21 protein-coding genes are annotated in these 20,143 nt (G+C 59.3%); 8 read left to right on the top strand and 13 right to left on the bottom strand.

Going from position 1 to position 20,143, the window contains the following annotated elements; translation table 11 throughout:
- The first annotated feature begins 143 nt into the window (after nt 1–143).
- Entirely contained in the window at nt 144–1,355 is a 1,212-nt protein-coding gene (locus ABJ076_RS13255; protein WP_348189105.1) for an OpgC domain-containing protein, read from the top strand.
- Entirely contained in the window at nt 1,352–2,239 is an 888-nt protein-coding gene (locus ABJ076_RS13250) for an alpha/beta hydrolase family protein (RefSeq protein ID WP_348189107.1), read from the top strand. Before ABJ076_RS13255 ends, ABJ076_RS13250 begins: the two co-directional genes overlap by 4 nt.
- A 6-nt stretch (nt 2,240–2,245) precedes the next feature.
- On the opposite strand, the gene ABJ076_RS13245 is transcribed toward ABJ076_RS13250, so the two are convergent.
- Nucleotides 2,246–2,461 carry a hypothetical protein gene (locus tag ABJ076_RS13245; RefSeq protein WP_348189109.1) on the bottom strand — a complete coding sequence of 72 codons (216 nt, stop codon included), beginning with the start codon at nt 2,459–2,461 and terminating at the stop codon, nt 2,246–2,248.
- Nucleotides 2,462–2,610: 149 nt separating this feature from the next.
- Between ABJ076_RS13245 and ABJ076_RS13240 the strand changes: the two genes are divergently transcribed.
- Nucleotides 2,611–4,149: an AMP-binding protein gene (locus tag ABJ076_RS13240; RefSeq protein WP_348189111.1), complete on the top strand. Its 1,539-nt coding sequence runs from the start codon at nt 2,611–2,613 to the stop codon at nt 4,147–4,149.
- A gap of 40 nt (nt 4,150–4,189) precedes the next feature.
- Nucleotides 4,190–5,083, top strand: coding sequence for an arginine deiminase family protein (locus tag ABJ076_RS13235; RefSeq protein ID WP_348189113.1), 894 nt, complete (start codon nt 4,190–4,192; stop codon nt 5,081–5,083).
- On the opposite strand, the gene ABJ076_RS13230 is transcribed toward ABJ076_RS13235, so the two are convergent.
- The 5 genes from ABJ076_RS13230 to ABJ076_RS13210 form a co-directional block, all read right to left on the bottom strand.
- Nucleotides 5,080–5,454 (bottom strand): VOC family protein, encoded by a 375-nt coding sequence (locus tag ABJ076_RS13230; RefSeq protein WP_348189115.1) that lies wholly within the window; start codon nt 5,452–5,454, stop codon nt 5,080–5,082. The two genes, ABJ076_RS13235 and ABJ076_RS13230, sit on opposite strands and share 4 nt — an antisense overlap.
- A gap of 32 nt (nt 5,455–5,486) precedes the next feature.
- Complete coding sequence (locus ABJ076_RS13225) at nt 5,487–6,737, bottom strand: TIGR04372 family glycosyltransferase (protein ID WP_348189117.1); 1,251 nt, start codon at nt 6,735–6,737, stop codon at nt 5,487–5,489.
- A 4-nt stretch (nt 6,738–6,741) separates the two neighbouring features.
- On the bottom strand, nt 6,742–7,659 hold the full coding sequence (locus tag ABJ076_RS13220) for a DUF3445 domain-containing protein (protein WP_348189119.1): 918 nt from the start codon (nt 7,657–7,659) through the stop codon (nt 6,742–6,744).
- 6 nt (nt 7,660–7,665) lie between these two features.
- A complete protein-coding gene (locus ABJ076_RS13215) occupies nt 7,666–8,415 on the bottom strand; it encodes an FKBP-type peptidyl-prolyl cis-trans isomerase (protein WP_348189121.1) in 750 nt (249 codons plus the stop codon).
- Nucleotides 8,416–8,495: 80 nt separating this feature from the next.
- Entirely contained in the window at nt 8,496–9,185 is a 690-nt protein-coding gene (locus tag ABJ076_RS13210; RefSeq protein WP_348189123.1) for a tetratricopeptide repeat protein, read from the bottom strand.
- A gap of 700 nt (nt 9,186–9,885) precedes the next feature.
- On the opposite strand from ABJ076_RS13210, the gene ABJ076_RS13205 reads away from it, so the two are divergent.
- The 4 genes from ABJ076_RS13205 (at nt 9,886) to ABJ076_RS13190 (ending at nt 12,139) form a co-directional block, all read left to right on the top strand.
- A complete protein-coding gene (locus ABJ076_RS13205; protein ID WP_348189125.1) occupies nt 9,886–10,380 on the top strand; it encodes a GNAT family N-acetyltransferase in 495 nt (164 codons plus the stop codon).
- 67 nt (nt 10,381–10,447) lie between these two features.
- On the top strand, nt 10,448–11,404 hold the full coding sequence (gene speB, locus ABJ076_RS13200; protein ID WP_348189127.1) for an agmatinase: 957 nt from the start codon (nt 10,448–10,450) through the stop codon (nt 11,402–11,404).
- A 92-nt stretch (nt 11,405–11,496) separates the two neighbouring features.
- Nucleotides 11,497–11,733, top strand: a complete 237-nt coding sequence (locus ABJ076_RS13195) for a type II toxin-antitoxin system RelE/ParE family toxin (protein ID WP_348189129.1) — start codon at nt 11,497–11,499, stop codon at nt 11,731–11,733.
- The gene (locus ABJ076_RS13190) at nt 11,726–12,139 is read left to right on the top strand and encodes a helix-turn-helix domain-containing protein (RefSeq protein ID WP_348189131.1); all 414 of its coding nucleotides are present in this window, start codon (nt 11,726–11,728) and stop codon (nt 12,137–12,139) included. The genes ABJ076_RS13195 and ABJ076_RS13190 overlap by 8 nt, the downstream gene beginning before the upstream one ends.
- Nucleotides 12,140–12,198: 59 nt before the next feature.
- Here ABJ076_RS13190 and ABJ076_RS13185 read toward each other — a convergent pair whose 3' ends face one another.
- The 7 genes from ABJ076_RS13185 to ABJ076_RS13155 all read right to left on the bottom strand — a co-directional run bounded on the left by ABJ076_RS13185 (nt 12,199) and on the right by ABJ076_RS13155 (nt 20,120).
- Nucleotides 12,199–13,344, bottom strand: a complete 1,146-nt coding sequence (locus ABJ076_RS13185; protein WP_348189133.1) for an iron-containing alcohol dehydrogenase — start codon at nt 13,342–13,344, stop codon at nt 12,199–12,201.
- 5 nt (nt 13,345–13,349) lie between these two features.
- Nucleotides 13,350–14,732, bottom strand: coding sequence for an aldehyde dehydrogenase family protein (locus ABJ076_RS13180; RefSeq protein WP_348189135.1), 1,383 nt, complete (start codon nt 14,730–14,732; stop codon nt 13,350–13,352).
- Nucleotides 14,733–14,739: 7 nt separating this feature from the next.
- Nucleotides 14,740–16,107: a glutamine synthetase family protein gene (locus tag ABJ076_RS13175; RefSeq protein ID WP_348189137.1), complete on the bottom strand. Its 1,368-nt coding sequence runs from the start codon at nt 16,105–16,107 to the stop codon at nt 14,740–14,742.
- Nucleotides 16,108–16,264: 157 nt separating this feature from the next.
- Nucleotides 16,265–17,320, bottom strand: coding sequence for a TRAP transporter substrate-binding protein (locus ABJ076_RS13170; protein WP_348189139.1), 1,056 nt, complete (start codon nt 17,318–17,320; stop codon nt 16,265–16,267).
- 143 nt (nt 17,321–17,463) lie between these two features.
- Nucleotides 17,464–18,789 (bottom strand): TRAP transporter large permease subunit, encoded by a 1,326-nt coding sequence (locus ABJ076_RS13165; protein ID WP_348189141.1) that lies wholly within the window; start codon nt 18,787–18,789, stop codon nt 17,464–17,466.
- Nucleotides 18,789–19,295, bottom strand: coding sequence for a TRAP transporter small permease subunit (locus tag ABJ076_RS13160; RefSeq protein ID WP_348189143.1), 507 nt, complete (start codon nt 19,293–19,295; stop codon nt 18,789–18,791). Before ABJ076_RS13160 ends, ABJ076_RS13165 begins: the two co-directional genes overlap by 1 nt.
- Before the next feature lie 9 nt (nt 19,296–19,304).
- Nucleotides 19,305–20,120: an N-formylglutamate amidohydrolase gene (locus tag ABJ076_RS13155; protein WP_348189549.1), complete on the bottom strand. Its 816-nt coding sequence runs from the start codon at nt 20,118–20,120 to the stop codon at nt 19,305–19,307.
- Between the last annotated feature and the right edge of the window lie 23 nt (nt 20,121–20,143).

Genomic DNA, 20,143 nt, shown 5'->3' with positions numbered 1-20,143 from the left:
GGAGAGACCTCCACGTCAGCAAAACAAGCTTCACAAAGGCGCGAGACCAAATTGACTGGAGATGCCCGTCAATTCAGCTCTTATTAGCGATATGGCAAGATGATGACGGTATGCGATTTTCCCGCTGCCAATGAGTGGAATGCATGACGGAACAACCGACCAAGACACAGCGGCAACGCGATCCGAGGCTCGACTTCTTTCGTGGCGTTGCCATGCTGATCATCTTCATCGCTCATGTCCCGAAGAATCACTGGTCGAATTTCATTCCGGCGCGCTTCGGATTTTCCGATGCGGCAGAAATGTTCGTCTTCTGCTCCGGTTTCGCGGCCGCGATCGCCTTTGGGGGCACTTTCATCAAGGCCGGTTTTTGGCACGGCACCGGCCGCGTCCTTTATCGGATATGGCAGCTCTACACTGCTCACATCCTAATTTTTTTCCTGATAGCCGGGCTCATGCTGGCGGGAAATACGGTCTTCGCGGAGCCAGATTATATCAGCCGCCTGAACCTGCATTTCTTCTTCAACGAAACGCCAGAAGCCCTGCTCGGCCTGCTGACACTGACCTATGTGCCGAACTATTTCGACATCATGCCGATGTATATGGGTGCCTTGCTGATGATACCCGTCTTCATGGCACTGGCGAATGTCCATCCCTGGCTGGCGATGAGCTTCTCACTTGCAGTCTACAGCCTTAACTGGATCTTCGACGGCGGCCTTCCTGCCCATCCGAGTCATGACCATATCGAATGGTTCTTCAACCCACTCGGCTGGCAGCTGGTGTTCTTCACCGGCTACTCCATCTCCCGCGGCTGGCTAACCCCGCCACCCTTCAATCGTGCCCTGATGGCGGCTTGCATTGTTTTTGTGATTGCCGCAGCGCCGGTCTCCCACTGGTGGTTTTTCGTGGGTTATAAAGAGAGCCTGCCGTTCCTCGCCGAGTGGCGGCAGGCGATCCTGCCATGGCGCGCGAAGACAGATTATGGAATCCTCCGCTTCATTCATTTCCTTGCGCTGGCCTACATAGTTGTCAATCTGGTACGTGGGCGAGAGCATCTGCTGCAGCACAAAGTCTTCCACCCGATCCGGACAGTCGGCCAGCAAGCACTTCCTGTCTTTCTGCTGAATATGTGGCTCGCTCAGCTTGGCGGCATAGTTCTGGACCAGCTGGGCCGCAGCCAGACGACATGGGCGCTGGTAAACCTCAGCGGTCTCGCCATCGTGGTGCTCTTCGCCTATCTGGTCACAGCAATCAAAAAGGAGTGGTGGCGCGGAGCTGCAGACGCCAATCGCGAAAAAGCAACTGTGCGCAAAAATGCGGATACGCCGTCCGGCTCTGCGCTCTCGCCCGCGGAATGACTATCCGGCTTTACGGCGATTGTTTAGCAGCCACCTTCGCGTTTCTTCTATTCGTTACAACCTCTCATGCAGCCGAACTGCAGGAAAGCCTGACGATAGAGAGCCCTGCACTTGGCAGGGAAATGCGATATTCGCTCCTTCTGCCGGATCCGGTGCATACCTCACAGCGCCATGGACCAATCCCGGTCCTCTACCTGCTGCATGGATTGGGCGGAAATGAGCGGGACTGGGAAAAGCTTGGCAGGATCACAGAAACCGCATCCCGATTGATTGAAGACGGCGCCATCCCTCCGATGGCCATCGTCATGCCGGACGGCGAAAACAGTTGGTATGTGAATTCCGCAAAACACGGGCGCTATCAAGACGCCCTCATGGACGACTTAATACCGAGTATCGAAAAGCTGCATGATATCGGCGGCGACCGTTCGCGGCGCGCGATTGCAGGGCTTTCAATGGGTGGATATGGAGCTTTAAGACTGGCCTTCCGCAATCCATCCCACTTTGCAATGACCGCCGCACTCAGCGCCGCGATCTTTCCCGACCTGGAAAGTACGGAAGATGTCTCCCGCCAGCAGATCCGCTTCTTCAAGGGAGCGTTCGGGGAGCCGTTCGATATAGTGGCATTCAACCAGGAGAATTTCTTCTCCGATATACAGTCATTGAAAGCAGCCAGCGATCGGCCATCGATATGGATCACGGTCGGCGACGATGACGGGTTTCGCCTCTATGAGGGAAATTTGGCACTTTACCTGGCACTCAAGCAAACCGGTGTGCCGGTCGAGTTCCGGGTGACCGACGGCAATCACACCTGGAAGCTCTGGCGCTCCGAGATCGAAAACATTCTGCGCTTTTACGGACGTATTCTGACTGCGGGTGCCGAATAGGCGTTTTCAGCTGGCCTGCATCAGATCCAGATCGATCAATGCATCGTCTTCATCGCTCAGTGACCAATCGCCGCCAAGAATCTCGACCATCTCGCTGCCGTCATTGAACAGGAAGGCTGCATCGAAAGCATCTTCAGTATTGCTCAAACCGTAATCGTCTGCATGTTTCGGAATGTAACGCATCATCTTCTCCTGCTTTTTGTCGTTTGCTACACGTTTCACTCACTCCCGAACTCATAACTCAGTCAGAGCAATTGCCATGCCAGTTTGAGCCTAATTTTGATGGTGATAATCGGGAGTGTTCTGGTCAGCTGGCGTGACCTGCTATTAGATTTCTCACGGTCGACAAAAGATCGGCGGGGAGGAACAGGATGAATCAGGCAGCACTTTTGGCGCAGGTCGCGCGGATACATGCGGACCGGCCGGCGATATCTTACGGGCAGAGGGTTTGCCGGACATATGCCGCGTTCGGAGACCGGGTGGCTCGGCTCGCAGGAGCCCTCCGAAATGAGCTTGACCTGATGCCAGGCGACCGGGTTGCGCTGGCCATGAAGAATGACCCGGTCTATCTGGAAATCCTTTACGCCGTCTGGCATGCCGGACTCGCTGCTGTGCCGATAAATGCCAAGCTTCACCCGAAGGAATTCGCCTTCATCCTCTATAATAGCGGCGCCAAGGCCTGTTTCGCGACGCCGGACGTCGCCTTCACGCTGGCCAACGTGAAGGCGGAAGCCCCCGACCTTGAGCACCTGATTGCCATCGACGATCCTGATTTCGAGGACTTGTTCGCGGGCGCGCCGATCCCCGTAGCGACTGTCGATCCGGACGCACTCTGCTGGCTGTTCTACACCTCCGGCACCACCGGACGGCCGAAGGGCGCGATGATCACCCATCGCAGCCTGATGTTCGCGACGACGAACTATCTCGCCGATGTTGACCAGATAAGCGAGCGGGACTGCATGATCCATGCGGCGCCGATGAGCCACGGGTCCGGCCTCTACGCCATGCCGCATGTGGCGCGCGGAGCGAACAATATCGTGCCCCAGAGTGGCGGCTACGATGTCGAGGAGAGCCTGGAGCTGATCCGGTTCTGGCCAGGCGCCAGCTTCTTCTTCGCGCCGACCATGGTCAGCCGCCTGCTCAACCATCCGGGAACGGGCAACGCCGACCTTTCGAACCTGAAGACCATCGTCTATGGCGGCGGGCCTATGTATCTTGAGGACACGCTGAAGGCGCTCGACATGCTCGGCCCGAAGCTGACCCAGATCTACGGCCTCGGCGAAGCGCCGATGACCATCACCGGCCTGCCGAAATCGGCCTATCTGGACAAGGAGCACCCGCGCTATCTCGCCCGCCTCGCGTCCGCTGGCTATGCCCGTACGGGCGTCGAGGTCAGGGTTGTGGATGCGCATGGCAATGATGTCCCCTACGGCGAGACCGGAGAGATCATTTGCCGGGGCGACATTCTCATGGCCGGTTATTGGCTGAACCCGGATGCGACGGCCAGCACCCTGCGCGACGACTGGCTCTGGACCGGTGATCTCGGCGCCATGGACGAGGATGGCTACGTCACCCTGAAAGACCGCTCCAAGGACATGATCATTTCAGGCGGCACGAACATCTATCCGCGCGAGATCGAGGAAGTACTGCTGCGCCATCCGGATGTCTACGAATGCGCCGTGGTCGGCCGCCCGCATGCGGACTGGGGCGAGGAAGTGGTGGCTTTCGTCGTTCCCCAGCCGGACCGGGAGATCGACACAGCCGAACTGGACACGCTTTGCCTCGACAATATCGCCCGCTTCAAGCGGCCGAAGGAGTACCGGCTGGTCACGGCCCTCACCAAGAACAATTACGGCAAAATCCTGAAGACGGAGCTTCGCGACTTGATGGCGGCGGAGGCGGAAGGTTAAGCTGGCTGCTCCTTTCGCGACTCTCTTTCCGGATAAAACGATGACCTCTGGCTCGAACGCTTTCGCCGTTGCCTCCGAGTTCGGCGTCCTCAAGGACGTCTATCTCTGCCGCCCCGATAATTTCCAGTGGTCGGACGTGGCCAAGGAAGACACAACCGCCAATGCCGTGGTCAGGGCGACCCTGCGCGACGGTGTCCCGTTCGACAAGGCAACGGCACTTGCCGGCTATCAGGAATTCATCGATGCCTATGAAGGCGCCGGCGTTACCTGCCATTTCGCCGACACAGACCCTGCCCTGAGCTACCAGATCTATACCCGCGACCCGTCCGTGATGACGCCGTGGGGTGTGTTCCTCGGCCAGATGTACCGCCAGCAACGCCGTGGCGAGATCGCCACGACATACCGCTTCTACGAGCAGCTCGGCATTCCGGTCTGGAACTGGGCGACGGCAGGGCCGATAGAAGGCGGTGACATCCATCTGATCAAGCCCGGCGTCGCGGTCATCGGCTATACTGGACAGCGCACCTGCGAGCCAGCAGCGAAACAGCTTCAGGCATGGCTGCAGGCCGAAGGCTGGGAATGCCGCATCCAGAAATTCGCCGAGCATTTCCTGCATCTCGACCTGCTCTATGCCACCGTGAACGACCGCCTTGCCCTAATGTGCCTCGACGTGCTGCCGGATGATTTCGTCGAATGGCTAGCCGGTCACGGCATCAAACCGGTTCCGGTGAGTTACAAGGAAGCCATGCTGCTCCAGTGCAACTGCATGTCCCTCGGCAATGACCGGGTGATTTCATCGAAGAGTGCCAAGCGGGTCAACGAGGCCCTGCGCGCCGAAGGCATCACCGTGCTCGACCCGGATTTGTCGATGTTTACCCAGGCCGGCGGCGGGCCGCGGTGCCTCTCGATGTCGCTCCTGCGGGAAGCGGTCTAGCGCGGAAAGGTCACCGCCTCGATCTTGTTGCCGTCCGGGTCGCGAATGAAGGCGCCATAATAGGTGGTCATCTGAGCCTGCCTATCCGCTGGCACGCCGTCGTCGCGACCGCCTTGCTCAAGCGCTGCCGCGTGGAAATCATCCACCGCTTGCCGGGAACTGGCGCGCAGGCAGATATGGATACCGGTTCGCTCTGGAACCACTTCCATATCGGGGCGGAGATTGAGCCAGAATTCCGGGTACTTCTTGCCGAAACCGATGGTGCGTTCCCGCTCTGCGAGGCGGGTGAAGCCGAGCGGTGCCAGTACGGCCTCATAGAAGGCCGCACTGCGCTCGAGATCGGAGACGGCGATGGAAACATGGTCAATCATGGCCCGAGCCTAACCGGCCCCGACCGGAAGCGTCACGCAAGAAACCACGGATTGAGCCCGGCCCAGGCGGCCGAAAGCGTGCCCATGTTATGGGCGTAGGCATAGACGTCGTTACCCTGGAAGCGTGCGATTTCATTGTTCCGGATCTGATCTTCATAGCTCTTGCTCATCACGACGAACCGCGCGTTGGCCGCGTCATCCGGTGCTGGCCCGTCACCAAGGCGTGCGTGCATTTCCTGTACCGCCGCCAACAGATCATCCGCTGAGCAATCTTCCGCCCGGAACCCGTGTTCCGCATACCAGTCCTGGTCCGGCAACGGCCCTGACACCAAACGGTTCGGAAGCATGCAGGACAGCTGTTCCTCGTAAGAAAACGGCGTTGTGCTGTCGCCGCGATAGAGCGGCTTGAAGAGAAAAATATCGCTGCCGAGATGATGGCTCATCACCGTCGGCAGAAGATTGGTATTGACGCTCGGCCGCCCGAACGCGCGCGCCAGGGCTTCAGGGCCGGACTGGCAGTTCAGCGAGAAACTGCAGGTGGCCATCAAATAAATGTCGAGAAAGTCCTCGGCACGTGGATCATGGGGCAGATCGATCACCTTCCCGGATGGGTGCATGAACGGCTCAGAGTTTTCTCCCCCCAGACGGAAAACCGTGTATCCGGCCTCGACAAGCCAATCGACAGCGGGGCGGAAGTTGGCGGGATCTACCGTGCGCAACTTCCCGTAAGGCGCGCTGCCGGCATCATGCGCGTAGCCTTCCTCACGCATATGCAGGGTGACGTAGGGGCTCCCCTGCTCCAGTCCGATGCTCACGAGCCAGCGTTCCCCCACCGCACGCATCTCGTCATCAAGCCGGAGATGCACCAGCGGTTTCCGCGCCGCGCGGTGTTGCGTATAGGCGCGGTAGAATTTGTGAGTATGCACAAGACACAGATCGAACGGCCCCATCCGAACAATCCCACGGTCGAGATCCCGCAGCAGCAGCAAAGACACATGCTGGGTTTCCGCCATGCCGAAATCCCGGGCCAGCAGATCGTAAAGCGGGCGCTTCATCGTCGGCACGGCGCGGGGTGGCGTCAGCAGTACGATCCGGTCGTATTCCGGGCCGTAGAGCGACGCCAGATAGTGCGGCTCCGGCGCCAGATGGCCGATCGCGTCCGCATAGGGCATCGGATAGACCAGCGTCCGGGTGCCGTCCTTCAGATGCGGCTCCAGCGCGCGACCAAGGAGCGTCAACGTCTCCGGCTTGCTCAGCTCGCCGAGCAGGGTTTCGACATCCATCCGTTCAGGCCGCCCGTTCCATCAGGTTTTCCAGATAGCCATCCAATGCGTTGCGAAACGGGATAAGGCTCTTGTAGCGCTGCATGCCCTCCGGCATATCCGCGACGGCGCGACGCAGGCCCATGGCAAGATCTGGCCGCGCCTCAAGCGAGGAGAGCGGGTCGACGAAGGTGCGGATGGTAAACAGGATATCACCGGATTCTGGCAGTCGCCGCAGGGTCTGCCGTTCGACACGAAGCCAGAGCCGCTCACCGGCATTCTGTGCCGTGACGCCGGATTGCCTCACTGTCGACGAGTGGCCCGAAGTCTGGAACAGGGCTGGGTCATCTAGGATCGACCAATTGAGGCGCGATACCGGTTTGTCTGCCGTCAAATGCGTGAAGAACCGATCGACCGGTTTTCCAAGTTTCTCCGCATATCCGGAGACCGGCTCGTGAATCTCCATCATCGGCCTGCCCAGTTTCTCGCCAAGCACCCAGCGCCCCGGGAAGCAAAGAGAGGCTGCATGCAGGACGTAGCCCTTCTCGCCAGGCGTCATCAGGCATAGGTCCTCCTGAACCAATCGGCCTGCAAGGTCGAGGGCATTATCGGCAAATTCGCTGAGACAATAGGACTTTCCAGTCTCTGCAATCCAGATTTTGCCCTCGTCAAAGGCGATCAAACCGGGATGGTGAAGCTCCAGATTATCCAGCAGGAGCATCAAAACTTCTCGCTGGGCAGCTTCGCTTCCATGCAGATCACCGAACACCGCATTGTGCTGGCAGGCCAGCAACCGCTCCTTCTCCCGCAGCTCAACAGCGCGGTTCTGATCGACATCGATCCAGTCCCTCAGATCAAGCGCGACCATGCCCATTGCCATCTGGAATTTACCGCTGGCATAGGGCGCATAGCGCGGCCCCTTAGCCTCCGGGATCGTGTTCATCTCAGTTTACTTTTCAACCGGGTTACCGGATTTTATCCAGTCAATCATGCCAGTCGCGTGATTGTAGACCTTCGCATAACCTGCTTGATCCGTCATGGCACGTGCCAGCGCGAGAGAACGCTCGCCGCTTCGGCAAATCAGCACGACCTCAGCATCCTTACCGACCAGTTTTCCAAGCGCATCCGGGAAACTCGGCACGAATTGTCCGTTCCTGTCGAATGCCGTCAGCCGTTCCACTCCCTTGATCGTTCCTGTCTCCGCCCATTCTTCAGGGCGCCGTATGTCCAAAACGATAACGCCGCGCTCCATCAAGCTCTTCAGTGCGTCATTTCCGATTGCCCTGAATTTCGGTGCCGAAACCGAGATCAGCTCGACTTCAAACCGTAGAGCCGCATCCGGCGGAATCACGCCGCCCGCTCCGCGCGCGCCATAAGCAAGCTTCGACGGGATGAGGAGTTCTCGCGTGCCGCCGACTTTCATGCCGACAACGCCCTGATCCCAGCCTTGGATCACGCGACCGGCGCCAAGTGTGAAGGTCAAGGGTTGGTTACGGTCGTGGCTGGAGTCAAACTTGGTTCCATCGAGCAACCACCCCGTATAATGCACCGTCACCGATGCGTTCTCGGTCGCTGTCGCTCCTGTACCAAGGACCATATCGAGGACCTTCAGCCTGTCGGGCGAAAGCTGCTGGTTGGCATGCACTGGCATAGCGTTCAAAGCGAACAGCATCATGGCAGCAGCAATGAATTTCATCATCGGGATCGATCCTCGGACTGAATGGTTCGGGCATCAGGATAATGGGATCTGCGAACCGGTCCAACCTAAGACGGCGGATTCTATTCCGGCAATGTCATGCGCCAGGATTCGGCGCGTTCCAGAGCTTCCGCCTGCCCCTTATCATCGAGCGCACCACGAACGGCGCGCATTGCCGACGCGACACTTTCGGCATCCGCGCGTTCCGCCAGAATGAGCCACTTCAGGGACTCTACAAGATCCTGCTCCACCCCATCGCCCCTGGCATAGAGAATGCCGAGCGGCAGAAAAGCCTGCCGCACGCCCTTACCTGCGGAGATTTCATAGAGCCGGGCTGCGTCCTTCGGCTCGCGCGCTCCGCCCGAGCCGGTCTCCAGCATGACCGCGTAATTGAATTCAGCTTCACGCAGACCTGCTTCGGCAGCAACACGGAACCATTTACGCGCGTCAGCAAGCGAGCGCTCAACACCCTGGCCAATTTGGTAAAGTACGCCGAGGCGATATTGAGCAAGCGCGAAACCGCCTTCGGCTGCTTTCTTGTACAGCTCGACAGCTTGCGCCTTGTCCGCTTCTCTCTTCGCGCCTTGCGCACCGCGTTCCAGCGCAAGACCATAATAGAACTGCGCCTTAGCATCGCCCGCTTCCGCCTGCGCACGGTACCAGTCCATGGCTTCGCCATAGGTCTGACGCTTGCTGTCCACCGCGAGGGACGGTGCGGAATACAGACTGAGGAACGCGCATGCGGCGAGGAGTGGCGGGAGTACCCGTTTCAAGGAATTTTCCGTTAATTCAAGGGATGCGAACGCCGTTACGGCGAAAGGGGCCCGGTTCCGGCGTTCGGACGCGGCGCCGGCCCCTGATACCCAACAAGACGGTTCGCTTCCGATCCATCAAGGGGCTGAGTGTAGCAATTAACTTTTCCGAGAGTTTTGTAACAGTAGCGGGGCTCGGGCGATGTAGACGGTTCCGGTTGGGCGCGCGCACTGACTTCGAACGGCAAGTTAGCACATGCCGAAACAAGGAAACAAACAAGCAGTGTCAGCGTTCGTACCGCCACCAGAGTATCCAATGGTTGGTCAAGTCATTCTGAATGTGACTTTTTTAACCGTACTTGGCAATTGAAAAGCGGAATAGGCAAAGATGTGTCGCATCCCACCTAGTTGAATGTTTTCCATTGCCAATGCCCCTCTCATGAAGAGACACCAATCATACCGATAGCAACGCCACCCACTCCCCATCAGATACAAGCTTCAAAATTGACAGGTCCTAATGTCCTGAGAAAGATATGGTAATGGTAATGATCATGGACCTTGCCGTAAGCGTTTCCTCACTATGCATGCATTTGCGGTGTGAGGCGTGCACTCCGCGACGAAGAAGGTAATTGGGACGCGCATTCCCGCATTCACCTCCCAGAAGTCAACCGCCCAGCCCATTATACGATCGGCAGGGCTATTATGTACTTGCGAGAACAGTATGTCTGAAGACCTTCCCCTGCATTTCCGGAATGCCCTGTCCGAAGACGCAAAAGCAATCCGGACACTGGTGTGCGCCACCTACGCAAAATGGGTCCCCGTCATTGGCCGAGAGCCGAAACCGATGAGGGCCGATTATGAACTTGCCGTGCGGAAGCATGATTTTGCCCTGCTCTGCATCGGAGAGGAGATTGCCGGGCTGATCGAGACAATGACGCGCGATGATCATCTTTGGATCGAAAACGTCGCCGTTTCCCCGGCATATCAGCGAATGGGGTTGGGCCGCCGGCTTCTCGAGCATGCCGAAGAGATCGCCAGACAATCGGGCCTGAGTAAACTCTCCCTGCTGACAAACGCGGATTTCGAAGCGAACGTCGCCCTCTACGAGAAGGTTGGATATGCCGTCACGCTGAGAGAGCCACTCATGGAGGGCACCACACTTTACATGAGCAAATCACTCAAGGATGGCGCACAAAGAACGCCTTGGAACGACTAACCATTGCACCGCCCGGCAGAATCGCCTGCAATGCCTATCATCGCCTCCAACCCGCCGGGGTCAGCACATGTCATCGCACGGATACGAAACGGGCCGCCTCAACCTGCCTTTCGTCGGCATCGCAACCTTCGGAAAATATCCCTATCAGCCGGACTGGGACGCCATCGAGGCGGATGTCGCGGTGCTCGGTGCGCCGTTCGATTTCGGTACCCAGTTCCGGCCCGGCGCCCGTTTCGGCCCGCGCGGTATCAGGGAGGCATCCACCCTGTTCTCCTTCGGCCATGGCGGCGCCTACGACCATGAGGACGACATCACCTACCTGCCCGCGGAGACGACGCGGATTGTCGATCTGGGTGATGCGGACATCATCCATACTGATACGGAACAGAGCCACGCCAATATCGAATTCGGCGTGCGCAAGATCCTTAAGACCGGAGCCATCCCAGTCGTTCTTGGCGGCGATCACTCGGTGAACATCCCCTGCATCAACGCCTTCTCCGAGGAGGAACCGGTCCATCTAGTGCAGATCGACGCTCACCTCGATTTCGTCGACGAGCGGCACGGTGTGCGTTCCGGCCACGGCAATCCGATGCGGCGGGCGGCGGAAAAGCCCTACGTCACCGGCCTCAGCCAGATCGGCATTCGCAACGTGTCATCGACTGCGCGCGAGGGGTATGAAGATGCCCGCTCCATGGCCTCGGACATCCTCTCCGTCCGTCAGTTCCGCAAGCTCGGCGTGGAGGGAGTGCTGGAACGCATCCCCGCTGGAAAACGCTATTACGTCACCATCGATATCGACGGCTTCGACCCCTCTATCGCCCCCGGCACCGGTACGCCCAGCCATGGCGGCTTTACTTATTACGAAGGGCTGGAGCTACTGGATGGACTGACCAGGCTCGGATCAGTGGTCGGCGTCGATCTGGTGGAGGTCGCACCGGATTACGATCATTCCGGCAGCACGTCGACGCTGGCCGCCCAATTGTTGCTGAATTTCATCGGGCGAATATTGCATCATCGGACGTGAATCTGGAACTGGCTTCCGAATAACACCTCAAAACCCCTCATATCTCGAATTGCGATTCTCATTGTCTGAAATCACTTTTCGCGATATTTTGCATGAAAGAAGTTCGATTCACGGAGGCAGCGCACAAGCAGCTCCGCTCGCTTTCGGAGGCGTCCAGGATCACGGTTAAGATCCAACGCTATGCCGAAACTGGCGAAGGTAACGTCGTTGCACTGAGAGGAAGCCCCGGCTTTCGCATCAGGATCGGCAACTACCGGGCGATCTTTACAGAAACCGGCACAGAAATTCTGGTTCACGCTGTCGGGCGCAGGCGAAAAATTTATGACTGAACATGTCCAGATACCCCTCGTGCAGAGCATCTTCACCCCGAGCGGAGAAGAGCTGGTTGTAATTTCGCGTGCGGAATATGACGAGCTCGTCGCCGGGATGGCAGATCTTGACGATGATGCCGTCGCCGGACGAATCATTGCCGAGAGCCTCGCCGCCATCGAACGCGGTGACGATATCGCCTTGCCGGAAGCCGTCTGGAACAGGCTGGAGGCGCGTGAAAGTCCTGTCCGCGTCCTGCGGGAGTTTCGCTCCATGACTCAGAAGGAACTGGCGGAGGCCGCTGGTATTTCCCAAAGCTATCTTTCCGAAATCGAGCGCGGCTCCCGCGAGGGAACGCTCAGCACTATCAAGGCGATCGCCAAGGCGCTTGCCGTACCGCTGACTGTTCTGACCGAGGATTACTGAGCGTAAAACGAAAAGGGCGAGCCCGAAAGCCCGCCCCTTCCCTATCCATTCACAACCGGTCAGATCGACTGCTTGAACAGCTCCGCCAGGTTCTTGACCGTCAGCTCCACCGGGTTGCCGCCACAGCTCGGGTCTTCAATGGCCATGGCTGCCAGCTCGTCGATCCGGTCGGTGCCGACGCCGAGGGTGGACATCTTGTCCGGGGTGGCCAGGTCCTCGCGCAGCTTCAGCACATAATCGAAGAAGCCGTCAAAGCCACCGGAAATGCCGAGATACGCCGACGCCTGGGCAAGCCTGTCCTCGATTGCCGGACGGTTGAAGCGCAGCACCGGGGGCATGACCACGGCGTTGGTGGTGCCGTGATGGGTGTTGTAGACGGCACCGAGCGGGTGGGACAGCGCGTGGATGGCACCGAGGCCTTTCTGGAACGCCGTGGCGCCCATGGCCGCCGCGCTCATCATATGGGCGCGGGCTTCAAGGTCAGAGCCGTCCGCATAGGCGCGCGGCAGATATTCCTTCACCAGCCGCAGGCCTTCAAGCGCGATGCCCTGGCTCATCGGGTGGTAATGCGGGCTGCAGAAGGCTTCGAGGCAATGGGCGAAGGCATCCATGCCGGTGCCCGCCGTGATCGGCTTCGGCATGCCGACGGTCAGCTCCGGATCGCAGATAACCACGCTCGGCAGCACCTTCGGGTGGAAGATGATCTTCTTCACGTGGGTTTCCGAATTGGTCAGTACGCTGGCGCGGCCGACTTCGGAGCCGGTGCCCGCCGTGGTCGGCACGGCGACGTTCGGATAGATCGCGTCGGCGTCGGCGCGGGTCCACCAGTCACCGATATCCTCGTAATCCCAGACCGAGCCTTTCTGGTCCGCCATGAAGGCGACCATCTTGCCAAGGTCAAGGCCGGAGCCACCGCCAAAGGCGATGACGCCGTCATGATTACCTGCTTTGAAAACCTTGATACCGGCTTCGAGGTTCTTCTCGTTCGGGTTCGGGTCGACCTCGGAAAACATGGCGCGGCCAAGGCCGGCGGCTTCCATCAGATCCAGCGTCTTCGTGGTGATCGGCAGGCTCGCCAGCCCCTTGTCCGTGACCAGCAGCGGGCGTTTGATACCCGCAGCGGCGCAGGCCTCGCCGATTTCGGCGATACGCCCGGCTCCGAAGCGGATCGCGGTCGGGTAGCTCCAGTTGGCGGTGATGCTCATCGCAATCAGGCTTTCTTCAGATGGTATGATTTTGGACGGGTCAGGTTCTGGAAACCGATGACGGACAGCGCGCCGCCCCGGCCAGTATCCTTGCACCCGGTCCAGCACAGGCCCGGATCGAGATAGTCCGCACGGTTCATGAAAACGGTCCCGGTCTCTAGCTGCGCGCCAATAGTTGCCGCCCGCTCGGTGTCTTTCGTCCATAGCGATACGGTCAGGCCGAAATCGCTGTCGTTCATCAGACGGATCGCTTCCGCGTCGTCCCTGACCTTCATGATGCCGACAACAGGGCCAAAGCTCTCTTCCCGCATCACCCGCATCTCGTGGGTGACCCCGGTCAGGATCTGCGGCATCAGATACGCGCCGCCGTCATCTTCCGGGAACAGCTTCGGGTCGATAAGTGGGGTCGCTCCGAGGGCAACGGCCTCATCGGTTTGCTCACGCACCAGAGCGGCAAAGCGCTTGTGCGCCATCGGGCCAAGCGTCGTTGTCTCTTCCATCGGGTTGCCGAGCTTGTAGCCTGAGACGATGGCGACAGCCTTCTCCACGAAAGCGTCATAGAGGCTTTCATGCACGTAGATCCGCTCAATGCCGCAACAGCACTGGCCGGAATTGAACATGGCACCGTCAATCAGCGTATCAGCCGCCGCGTCGAGATCCGCGTCTTCCATCACATAACCCGGATCCTTGCCGCCAAGCTCAAGGCCAAGCCCGGTGAAGGTTCCCGCCGCCGCCCGTTCGATGGCACGGCCGCCACCGACGGAGCCTGTGAAGTTGATGAAGTCGAACTCGCGGGTACCGATCAGCGCCTCGGTCGTGCCGTGATCGAGGAAGAGATTGACGAACAGCCCCTTCGGCAACCCCGCTTCTTCGAAGGCGCGGACCATCCGCTCGCCAACCAGCAAAGTCTGCGTCGCGTGCTTCAGCGCCACCGCGTTACCGGCGATCAGAGCCGGGGCGACGGTGTTGATCGCCGTCATGTAGGGATAGTTCCAGGGCGCAATGACGAAGATCAGGCCGTGCGGCTCCCGCATGATGCGGCGTTCGAACTTGTCGGAGTTCTCCACCACGATAGGCACCAGGGCCGTCTCGGCAATATCGGCCATGTAGGAAGCGCGCTCGTTCGTGCCGCCGAACTCGCCGCCATAGCGCACCGGACGGCCCATCATGTGAGCGAGTTCCGGCGCCATCTCGTCCTGCATCTCGCCGAGCCGGGCAACACCGGCACGGACCAACGCAACCCGGTCGGCCAGCGGCCGTGCGGCCCACGCGCGTTGCGCATCGCGCGCTGCCGCGAGGATCTCGCGCGCCGCTGCCGGCTCGATCACCGGACGCTCCGCGAAGACGGAGCCGTCGATCGGCGAAATACACTGAAGCATCTTGGTCATTGAAGTGTCAGGCCCTTTCAAACCCGCGATTGACTTCCCAGTCAGTGACGCGGCGGTCATATTCAATCTGCTCCCACCGGGCAGCATTCAGATAGTGGTCGATCACCTCGTCTCCGAAGGCCGACCGCAACATTGTCGATCCATCGAGCGCTGTGGTCGCTTCCCGCAGCGTCGCTGGAATCTCCCGGATATTCGCGCCGCCATAGGCATCGCCCTTGAATTCCGGCTCGAGTGCCATCTTCTTCTCGATCCCGTCAATGCCGGCCGCGAGCAAAGCCGCCATGGCGAGATAGGGGTTGAGATCGGCGCCGCCGATCCGGCATTCGACGCGCACTGCCTTGGTGCCGTCGCCACAAACCCGGAAGCCGGCTGTTCGGTTATCCATAGACCAGACAGATTTGGTCGGCGCGAAGGTGCCCGCGACAAAGCGCTTGTAGGAATTGATGTAGGGCGCGAGGAAATAGGTGATTTCCTCGGCATGCGCCAACAGCCCCGCGACATAATTTTGCATCAGCTCCGACATACCGTATTTGGCTTCCGGATCAAAAAACAGCGGCGCGCCGTCTTGCGACCAGAGAGACTGATGGACATGTGAGGAATTGCCAGCGAAGTCATAATTCCATTTGGCGAGGAAACTGATTGCATGCCCCTTGGCCCAGGCGATTTCCTTGCAGCCGTTTTTAATCAGGACATGCCGGTCCGCCATAGTCAGTGCCTCGGCATAGCGGACATTGATCTCTTCCTGGCCCGCGTCAGCCTCGCCCTTGGAATTTTCCACCGGAATGTCGGCGCCATGCAGACCGTTGCGGATGGCCCGCATCACTCCCTCTTCCTTCGTGGTCTGGAAGATGTGGTAATCCTCGTTATAGGGGCTGATGACGTCGAGGTTGCGATAGCCTTGGGCGTGCGCTTCCTCAAAGCTCTGCTTGAAGAGGAAGAATTCCAGCTCGGTGGCCATGAAGGCCTTCATATCCATCGCTTCCAGCCGGGCGACCTGTTTCTTCAGGATCGCCCGCGGCGAATGCGGGACTTCCTTGTGGGTGTGATGGTCGAGCATGTCGCAGAGCACCAGCGCCGTGCCTTCCAGCCAGGGAATGCGGCGCAGTGTCGAGAGATCGGGCTTCATCGTATAGTCGCCGTATCCCGCTTCCCAGCTCGTCGATTTATACCCCTCGACCGTATTCATCTCCATGTCGGTCGCCTGGAGATAATTGCAGCTATGGGTCTCGTCATAGGCGCTTTCGCAGAAGAACTCGGCATGAAAGCGTTTGCCCATCAGCCGGCCCTGCATGTCGATCTGCGCCGCGAGCACTGTGTCGATTTCGCCGCTCGCAACTGCCGCGCGCAATTCCTCAAGGGTGAGTTTGCCTGCCATGCCGATAACCCATCATTCCTGTGTTCGGGGCTGCCCCCGTTGAGTGTCCTGTATCAGCGCCCGGACCAGACGGACCGGGACGAGGTCCGGCCGCCAGACCACCCTTTCAAGGCATCCGGCGGCCGGTATTCATAACTCCCGAAGGGGGAGCCAGGTCTTAGCTATAGCGGTACGGCTTGCCCGCCTTCTTCATATCCGCCGCATATTGTTTGAAGATCTCGACGACCTTCTTGGTACGCGGCGTCCGGTCGGCAATCTCGTCCCAGAACTTCAGCGCTTCGTCTTCGACTGTCTTCCATTCTGCGTCGTCGATGGAGGTCAGCTTCAGCTTCGTGCCGTTGACACGCAGCTTCGCTTCACCACCCCAGTACCAGTGCTGGCGATAATAGTGCGAGCTGTCCATGCAGAGCCGGAACAGGGTCTTCAAATGCTCCGGCAACTCGTCCCAACGCTCGGAATTGGCGAAATAGGAACCACACCAGGCGCCGGAGATGTTGTTGGTCAGGAAGTAGTTGGTCACATCCGCCCAGCCGACGGTGTAATCCTCGGTGATGCCCGACCAGGCAATACCGTCGAGCTCGCCGGTCTGCACCGCAACCTCAATGTCTTCCCATGGCAGGGTCACCGGCACCACGCCGAAGCGGGACAGGAACTTGCCCGCCGTCGGGAAGGTGAAGATGCGCTTGCCCTTCAGGTCGTCCAGCTTGTTGATCGGATCGACCGTGTTGAAGTGGCACGGATCCCAGGCACCGGCGCTGAGCCAGGTCACACCGTCGACCTCGCCATAGGCTTCTTCCCAGATTTCCTTCAGGCCATACTGCTCGAACAGCACCGGCACGTCGAGGCTGTAGCGGGTGGCGAACGGGAAGTAACCGCCGAACACCGAGATATCGACCGGAGCCGCGATGGAATCGTCATCACTCTGCACCGCGTCGATGGTTCCGCGCTGCATGGCACGGAACAGCTCACCCGTCGGGACCAGCTGGTCGGCGAAGTAGAGCTCGATTTCCATCTCGCCATTGGCGACCTTGTTGAAGGCATCAATGGACGGTTTGATCACATGCTCGGCAAGGGCCGGGCCCGCATAGGTCTGCAGCCGCCACTTGATCGTCTTGTTGGTAGCGGCCTGCACATAAGGCGCGCTCAGTGTCGTTGCGCCGGCCCCCGCCGTCGCGACGGCAGCCGTCTTCAGAAAATCACGTCTGTTCTTCATCTCACCAATCTCCCTCGTCGATGGTGGTTCAATCGAACCCGTTGCCCCGATGCGACCGTAGGAAACAACCGTCGCATCTCCCTGTTGTGGCGCGTCGCGCCTTCCTTCCCCGCCTGATTTTCTTTTGCATCACCGCCCCGCTGCTAGCGACCATAAAAGGTCTTCGGCAACCAAAGCGCGATCTCAGGGAAGATCATGACCAGAATGAGCGCCAATGTCATGACCAGCACGAAGGGGCCGATGGACCGGTAAATGTCCGACAGCGTGACCTCCGGCGGCGCCATGGCGCGCATCAGGAAGAGATTGTAGCCGAATGGCGGCGTCATATAGGCGATCTGGCAGGTAATCGTGTAGAGCACGCCATACCAGACGAGATCGAAGCCCAGCAGCTTTACCAGCGGCACATAGAGCGGCGCGACGATCACCAGCATCGCGGTGTCGTCCAGGAACATCCCCATCAGGATGAAGGAGAGCTGCATCAGGATCAGAACTTCCCACGGGCTCAGGCCGAGCTTGCCTATAAAGAAGCCCTCGATGGCTTTCACCGCGCCCAGGCCGTCGAACACCGAGCCGAAGCAGAGCGCGGCCAGGATGATCCACATGAACATGCAGCTGATGCCGAGCGTCTTGCGCAGGGTTTCTTCCATGACATGCGCCGTCAGGCGGCGCTTTACCAGAGCGGCAAGAGTCGCAGCCGTGGCGCCGACAGCCGCGCTCTCGACCAGGGATGTCACGCCCATCAGGAAGAGACCGGTCATGGAAAAGAAGATGAACAGGGGCAGAATACCCGCCTGCAACAGCCGGAACTTCTCCGCCCAGCTGATCTCCTCACGTTCTTCCTTGCTGAGGGACGGGCCAAGGTTCGGCTGAAACCAGCAGCGGATGACGATATAGGCGATGAACATGCCCGCCATCATCAGCCCCGGAAGGGCACCGGCGAGCCAGAGCTGGCTGACCGGCTGACGGGCGATCATGCCGTAGAGAACGAGCACGACACTCGGCGGCACCAGAATGCCGAGCGAACTCCCTGCCTGAATGACCCCGGTGACCATGATCTTGTCATAGCCCCGCCGGAGCAATTCCGGCAGCGCGATGCTGGCGCCTATGGCCATGCCGGCGACGCTGAGGCCATTCATGGCGGAGACCGCGACCATCAGCAGAATGGTGCCGATGGCGAGACCACCGTTCAATGGCCCCATCCAGACATGGAACATCCGGTAGAGATCGTCGGCAATTCGCGATTCCGACAGCATGTAGCCCATGTAGACGAATAGCGGCAGGGTCAGCAGCGGGTACCATTTCATAAGCTTCATGGCTGCGCTGAAGGCCATTTCCGAGCCGCCGTCGCCCCACATCAAGAGGGCGGCAGCCGAGGCGACGAAACCGATGGCCCCGAAGACCCGCTGCCCCGTCAGGAGCAACAGCATCATCGAGGAGAACATCAGGAGAGCGATCAGCTCATAGCTCATCAGAGCTCCTCCCCGCGTGCGGCGGCAATATCCTTGAAGAGGGTCGCCAGTGCCTGCAGCAACATCATGAAGACACCGAAGGTCATGACGATTTTCACCGGCGCCATATAGGGCGCCCAGGCGGAATAGCTCTGCTCGCCATACTGGATTGCATAGGACGTCGAGGAATAGCCGCCATAGAGCAACAGCGAGAGATAGAAGATCAGGCAAAGCACGGTAATCGAGTCAACCAGGGACCGGGTGCGCGGCTTCCAGGTCGTATAAAGCAGGTCCATGCGCACGTGGTCACCGAGCTGCATGGAATAGCTGCCGCCCAGAAGGTAGTAGGCCACCATCAGGAATTGGGCGGTTTCAAGGGTCCAGTGCGCGGGCAGGAATACGGTCTTGGAAAAGGACGAATAAAGCAGTACGCCCAGCATCGCGAAGATTAGATACATCGCGCACCGGCCGATCGCCCGGTTTACCTTCTCCACATACCTGACATAAAGCCGTATCGCTTTCGGCATCCCGACCTCTTAAGCCTTATGAAGAACTGGATTACCGGCAGCCGGCCGATCATATCCGGAGCATCGGCTGATCGCATCCCCGATCACATCCGAGAAAACCCGCGCTATCGCCGTCTGCTCCGAGGGCCGGCGGATCACATCATTGCGGATTTCGATCATCACATTGAGCATGCGACGCGGCAACGCATGCCTCTGCAAGGTGTGCGTTACGCCGTCCACAGGACCATAGGGTTCGTTCCGCCGTACATCCATTCCATCGAAGGCGTCTGACTTGTCGAGCATAGCATCAGCAAGCCGGGCATCCTCGTCATGCAGAATTCCTATTTCGAAAGGACGTCTGGCACCGTGATAGGTTGGCGTAAAGGAGTGAATGGTGACGATGGCGGGCGCCGTACCGGCCGCAAGTCGCGGCTCGATCACGGAACTAACCGCAGCATGGAAAGGATTATAGATCCGTTCCACCCGTTCTGACCGTGCAGCATCCGAAAGGTTTTGATTGCCGGGGATCGCGAAAATCTCACTGACGGCAGGCATTGCGCTTTCAGCGCTCGGCGGTCGATTGCAATCATAGACAAGGCGCGAGAAGGAGGCGGCCACCATCGGACAATCCAGCGTCGTCGCGATAACGCTTGCTACCGCCAGGGCGCCCGGGTCCCACGCGACATGACTGTCGCAGACATCCGCTTCGAGACCGAGATCGTTCAATTCGGGCGGAATGAAATTCGAGGCGTGCTCACAAATAATGACAGCTGGACCGCACCCGCTCTCATTGGTTACACGCACCGGATCGCCCCACGCGGCAGCGCCGGACATTGGCTGAGCCATCGTCGCCACTCGTATTCTCCCTG

It is taken from the genome of Nisaea sp. (assembly GCF_039990255.1).
GTDB lineage: Bacteria > Pseudomonadota > Alphaproteobacteria > Thalassobaculales > Thalassobaculaceae > Nisaea.
The sequence above is the reverse complement of the archived record's forward strand: the minus strand, read 5'-3'. Positions and strand labels throughout refer to the sequence as shown.

Coding starts and splice junctions, on each gene's coding strand:
- ABJ076_RS13185 (WP_348189133.1), bottom strand. CDS start 13,344: ATGAGCATCACCGCCAACTGGAGCTACCCGACCGCGATCCGCTTCGGA.
- ABJ076_RS13170 (WP_348189139.1), bottom strand. CDS start 17,320: ATGAAGAACAGACGTGATTTTCTGAAGACGGCTGCCGTCGCGACGGCG.
- ABJ076_RS13180 (WP_348189135.1), bottom strand. CDS start 14,732: ATGACCAAGATGCTTCAGTGTATTTCGCCGATCGACGGCTCCGTCTTC.
- ABJ076_RS13240 (WP_348189111.1), top strand. CDS start 2,611: ATGAATCAGGCAGCACTTTTGGCGCAGGTCGCGCGGATACATGCGGAC.
- ABJ076_RS13225 (WP_348189117.1), bottom strand. CDS start 6,737: ATGGATGTCGAAACCCTGCTCGGCGAGCTGAGCAAGCCGGAGACGTTG.
- ABJ076_RS13155 (WP_348189549.1), bottom strand. CDS start 20,120: ATGGCTCAGCCAATGTCCGGCGCTGCCGCGTGGGGCGATCCGGTGCGT.
- ABJ076_RS13230 (WP_348189115.1), bottom strand. CDS start 5,454: ATGATTGACCATGTTTCCATCGCCGTCTCCGATCTCGAGCGCAGTGCG.
- ABJ076_RS13175 (WP_348189137.1), bottom strand. CDS start 16,107: ATGGCAGGCAAACTCACCCTTGAGGAATTGCGCGCGGCAGTTGCGAGC.
- ABJ076_RS13205 (WP_348189125.1), top strand. CDS start 9,886: ATGTCTGAAGACCTTCCCCTGCATTTCCGGAATGCCCTGTCCGAAGAC.
- ABJ076_RS13235 (WP_348189113.1), top strand. CDS start 4,190: ATGACCTCTGGCTCGAACGCTTTCGCCGTTGCCTCCGAGTTCGGCGTC.
- ABJ076_RS13165 (WP_348189141.1), bottom strand. CDS start 18,789: ATGAGCTATGAGCTGATCGCTCTCCTGATGTTCTCCTCGATGATGCTG.
- ABJ076_RS13250 (WP_348189107.1), top strand. CDS start 1,352: ATGACTATCCGGCTTTACGGCGATTGTTTAGCAGCCACCTTCGCGTTT.
- ABJ076_RS13255 (WP_348189105.1), top strand. CDS start 144: ATGACGGAACAACCGACCAAGACACAGCGGCAACGCGATCCGAGGCTC.
- ABJ076_RS13215 (WP_348189121.1), bottom strand. CDS start 8,415: ATGATGAAATTCATTGCTGCTGCCATGATGCTGTTCGCTTTGAACGCT.
- ABJ076_RS13195 (WP_348189129.1), top strand. CDS start 11,497: ATGAAAGAAGTTCGATTCACGGAGGCAGCGCACAAGCAGCTCCGCTCG.
- speB (WP_348189127.1), top strand. CDS start 10,448: ATGTCATCGCACGGATACGAAACGGGCCGCCTCAACCTGCCTTTCGTC.
- ABJ076_RS13220 (WP_348189119.1), bottom strand. CDS start 7,659: ATGAACACGATCCCGGAGGCTAAGGGGCCGCGCTATGCGCCCTATGCC.
- ABJ076_RS13160 (WP_348189143.1), bottom strand. CDS start 19,295: ATGCCGAAAGCGATACGGCTTTATGTCAGGTATGTGGAGAAGGTAAAC.
- ABJ076_RS13190 (WP_348189131.1), top strand. CDS start 11,726: ATGACTGAACATGTCCAGATACCCCTCGTGCAGAGCATCTTCACCCCG.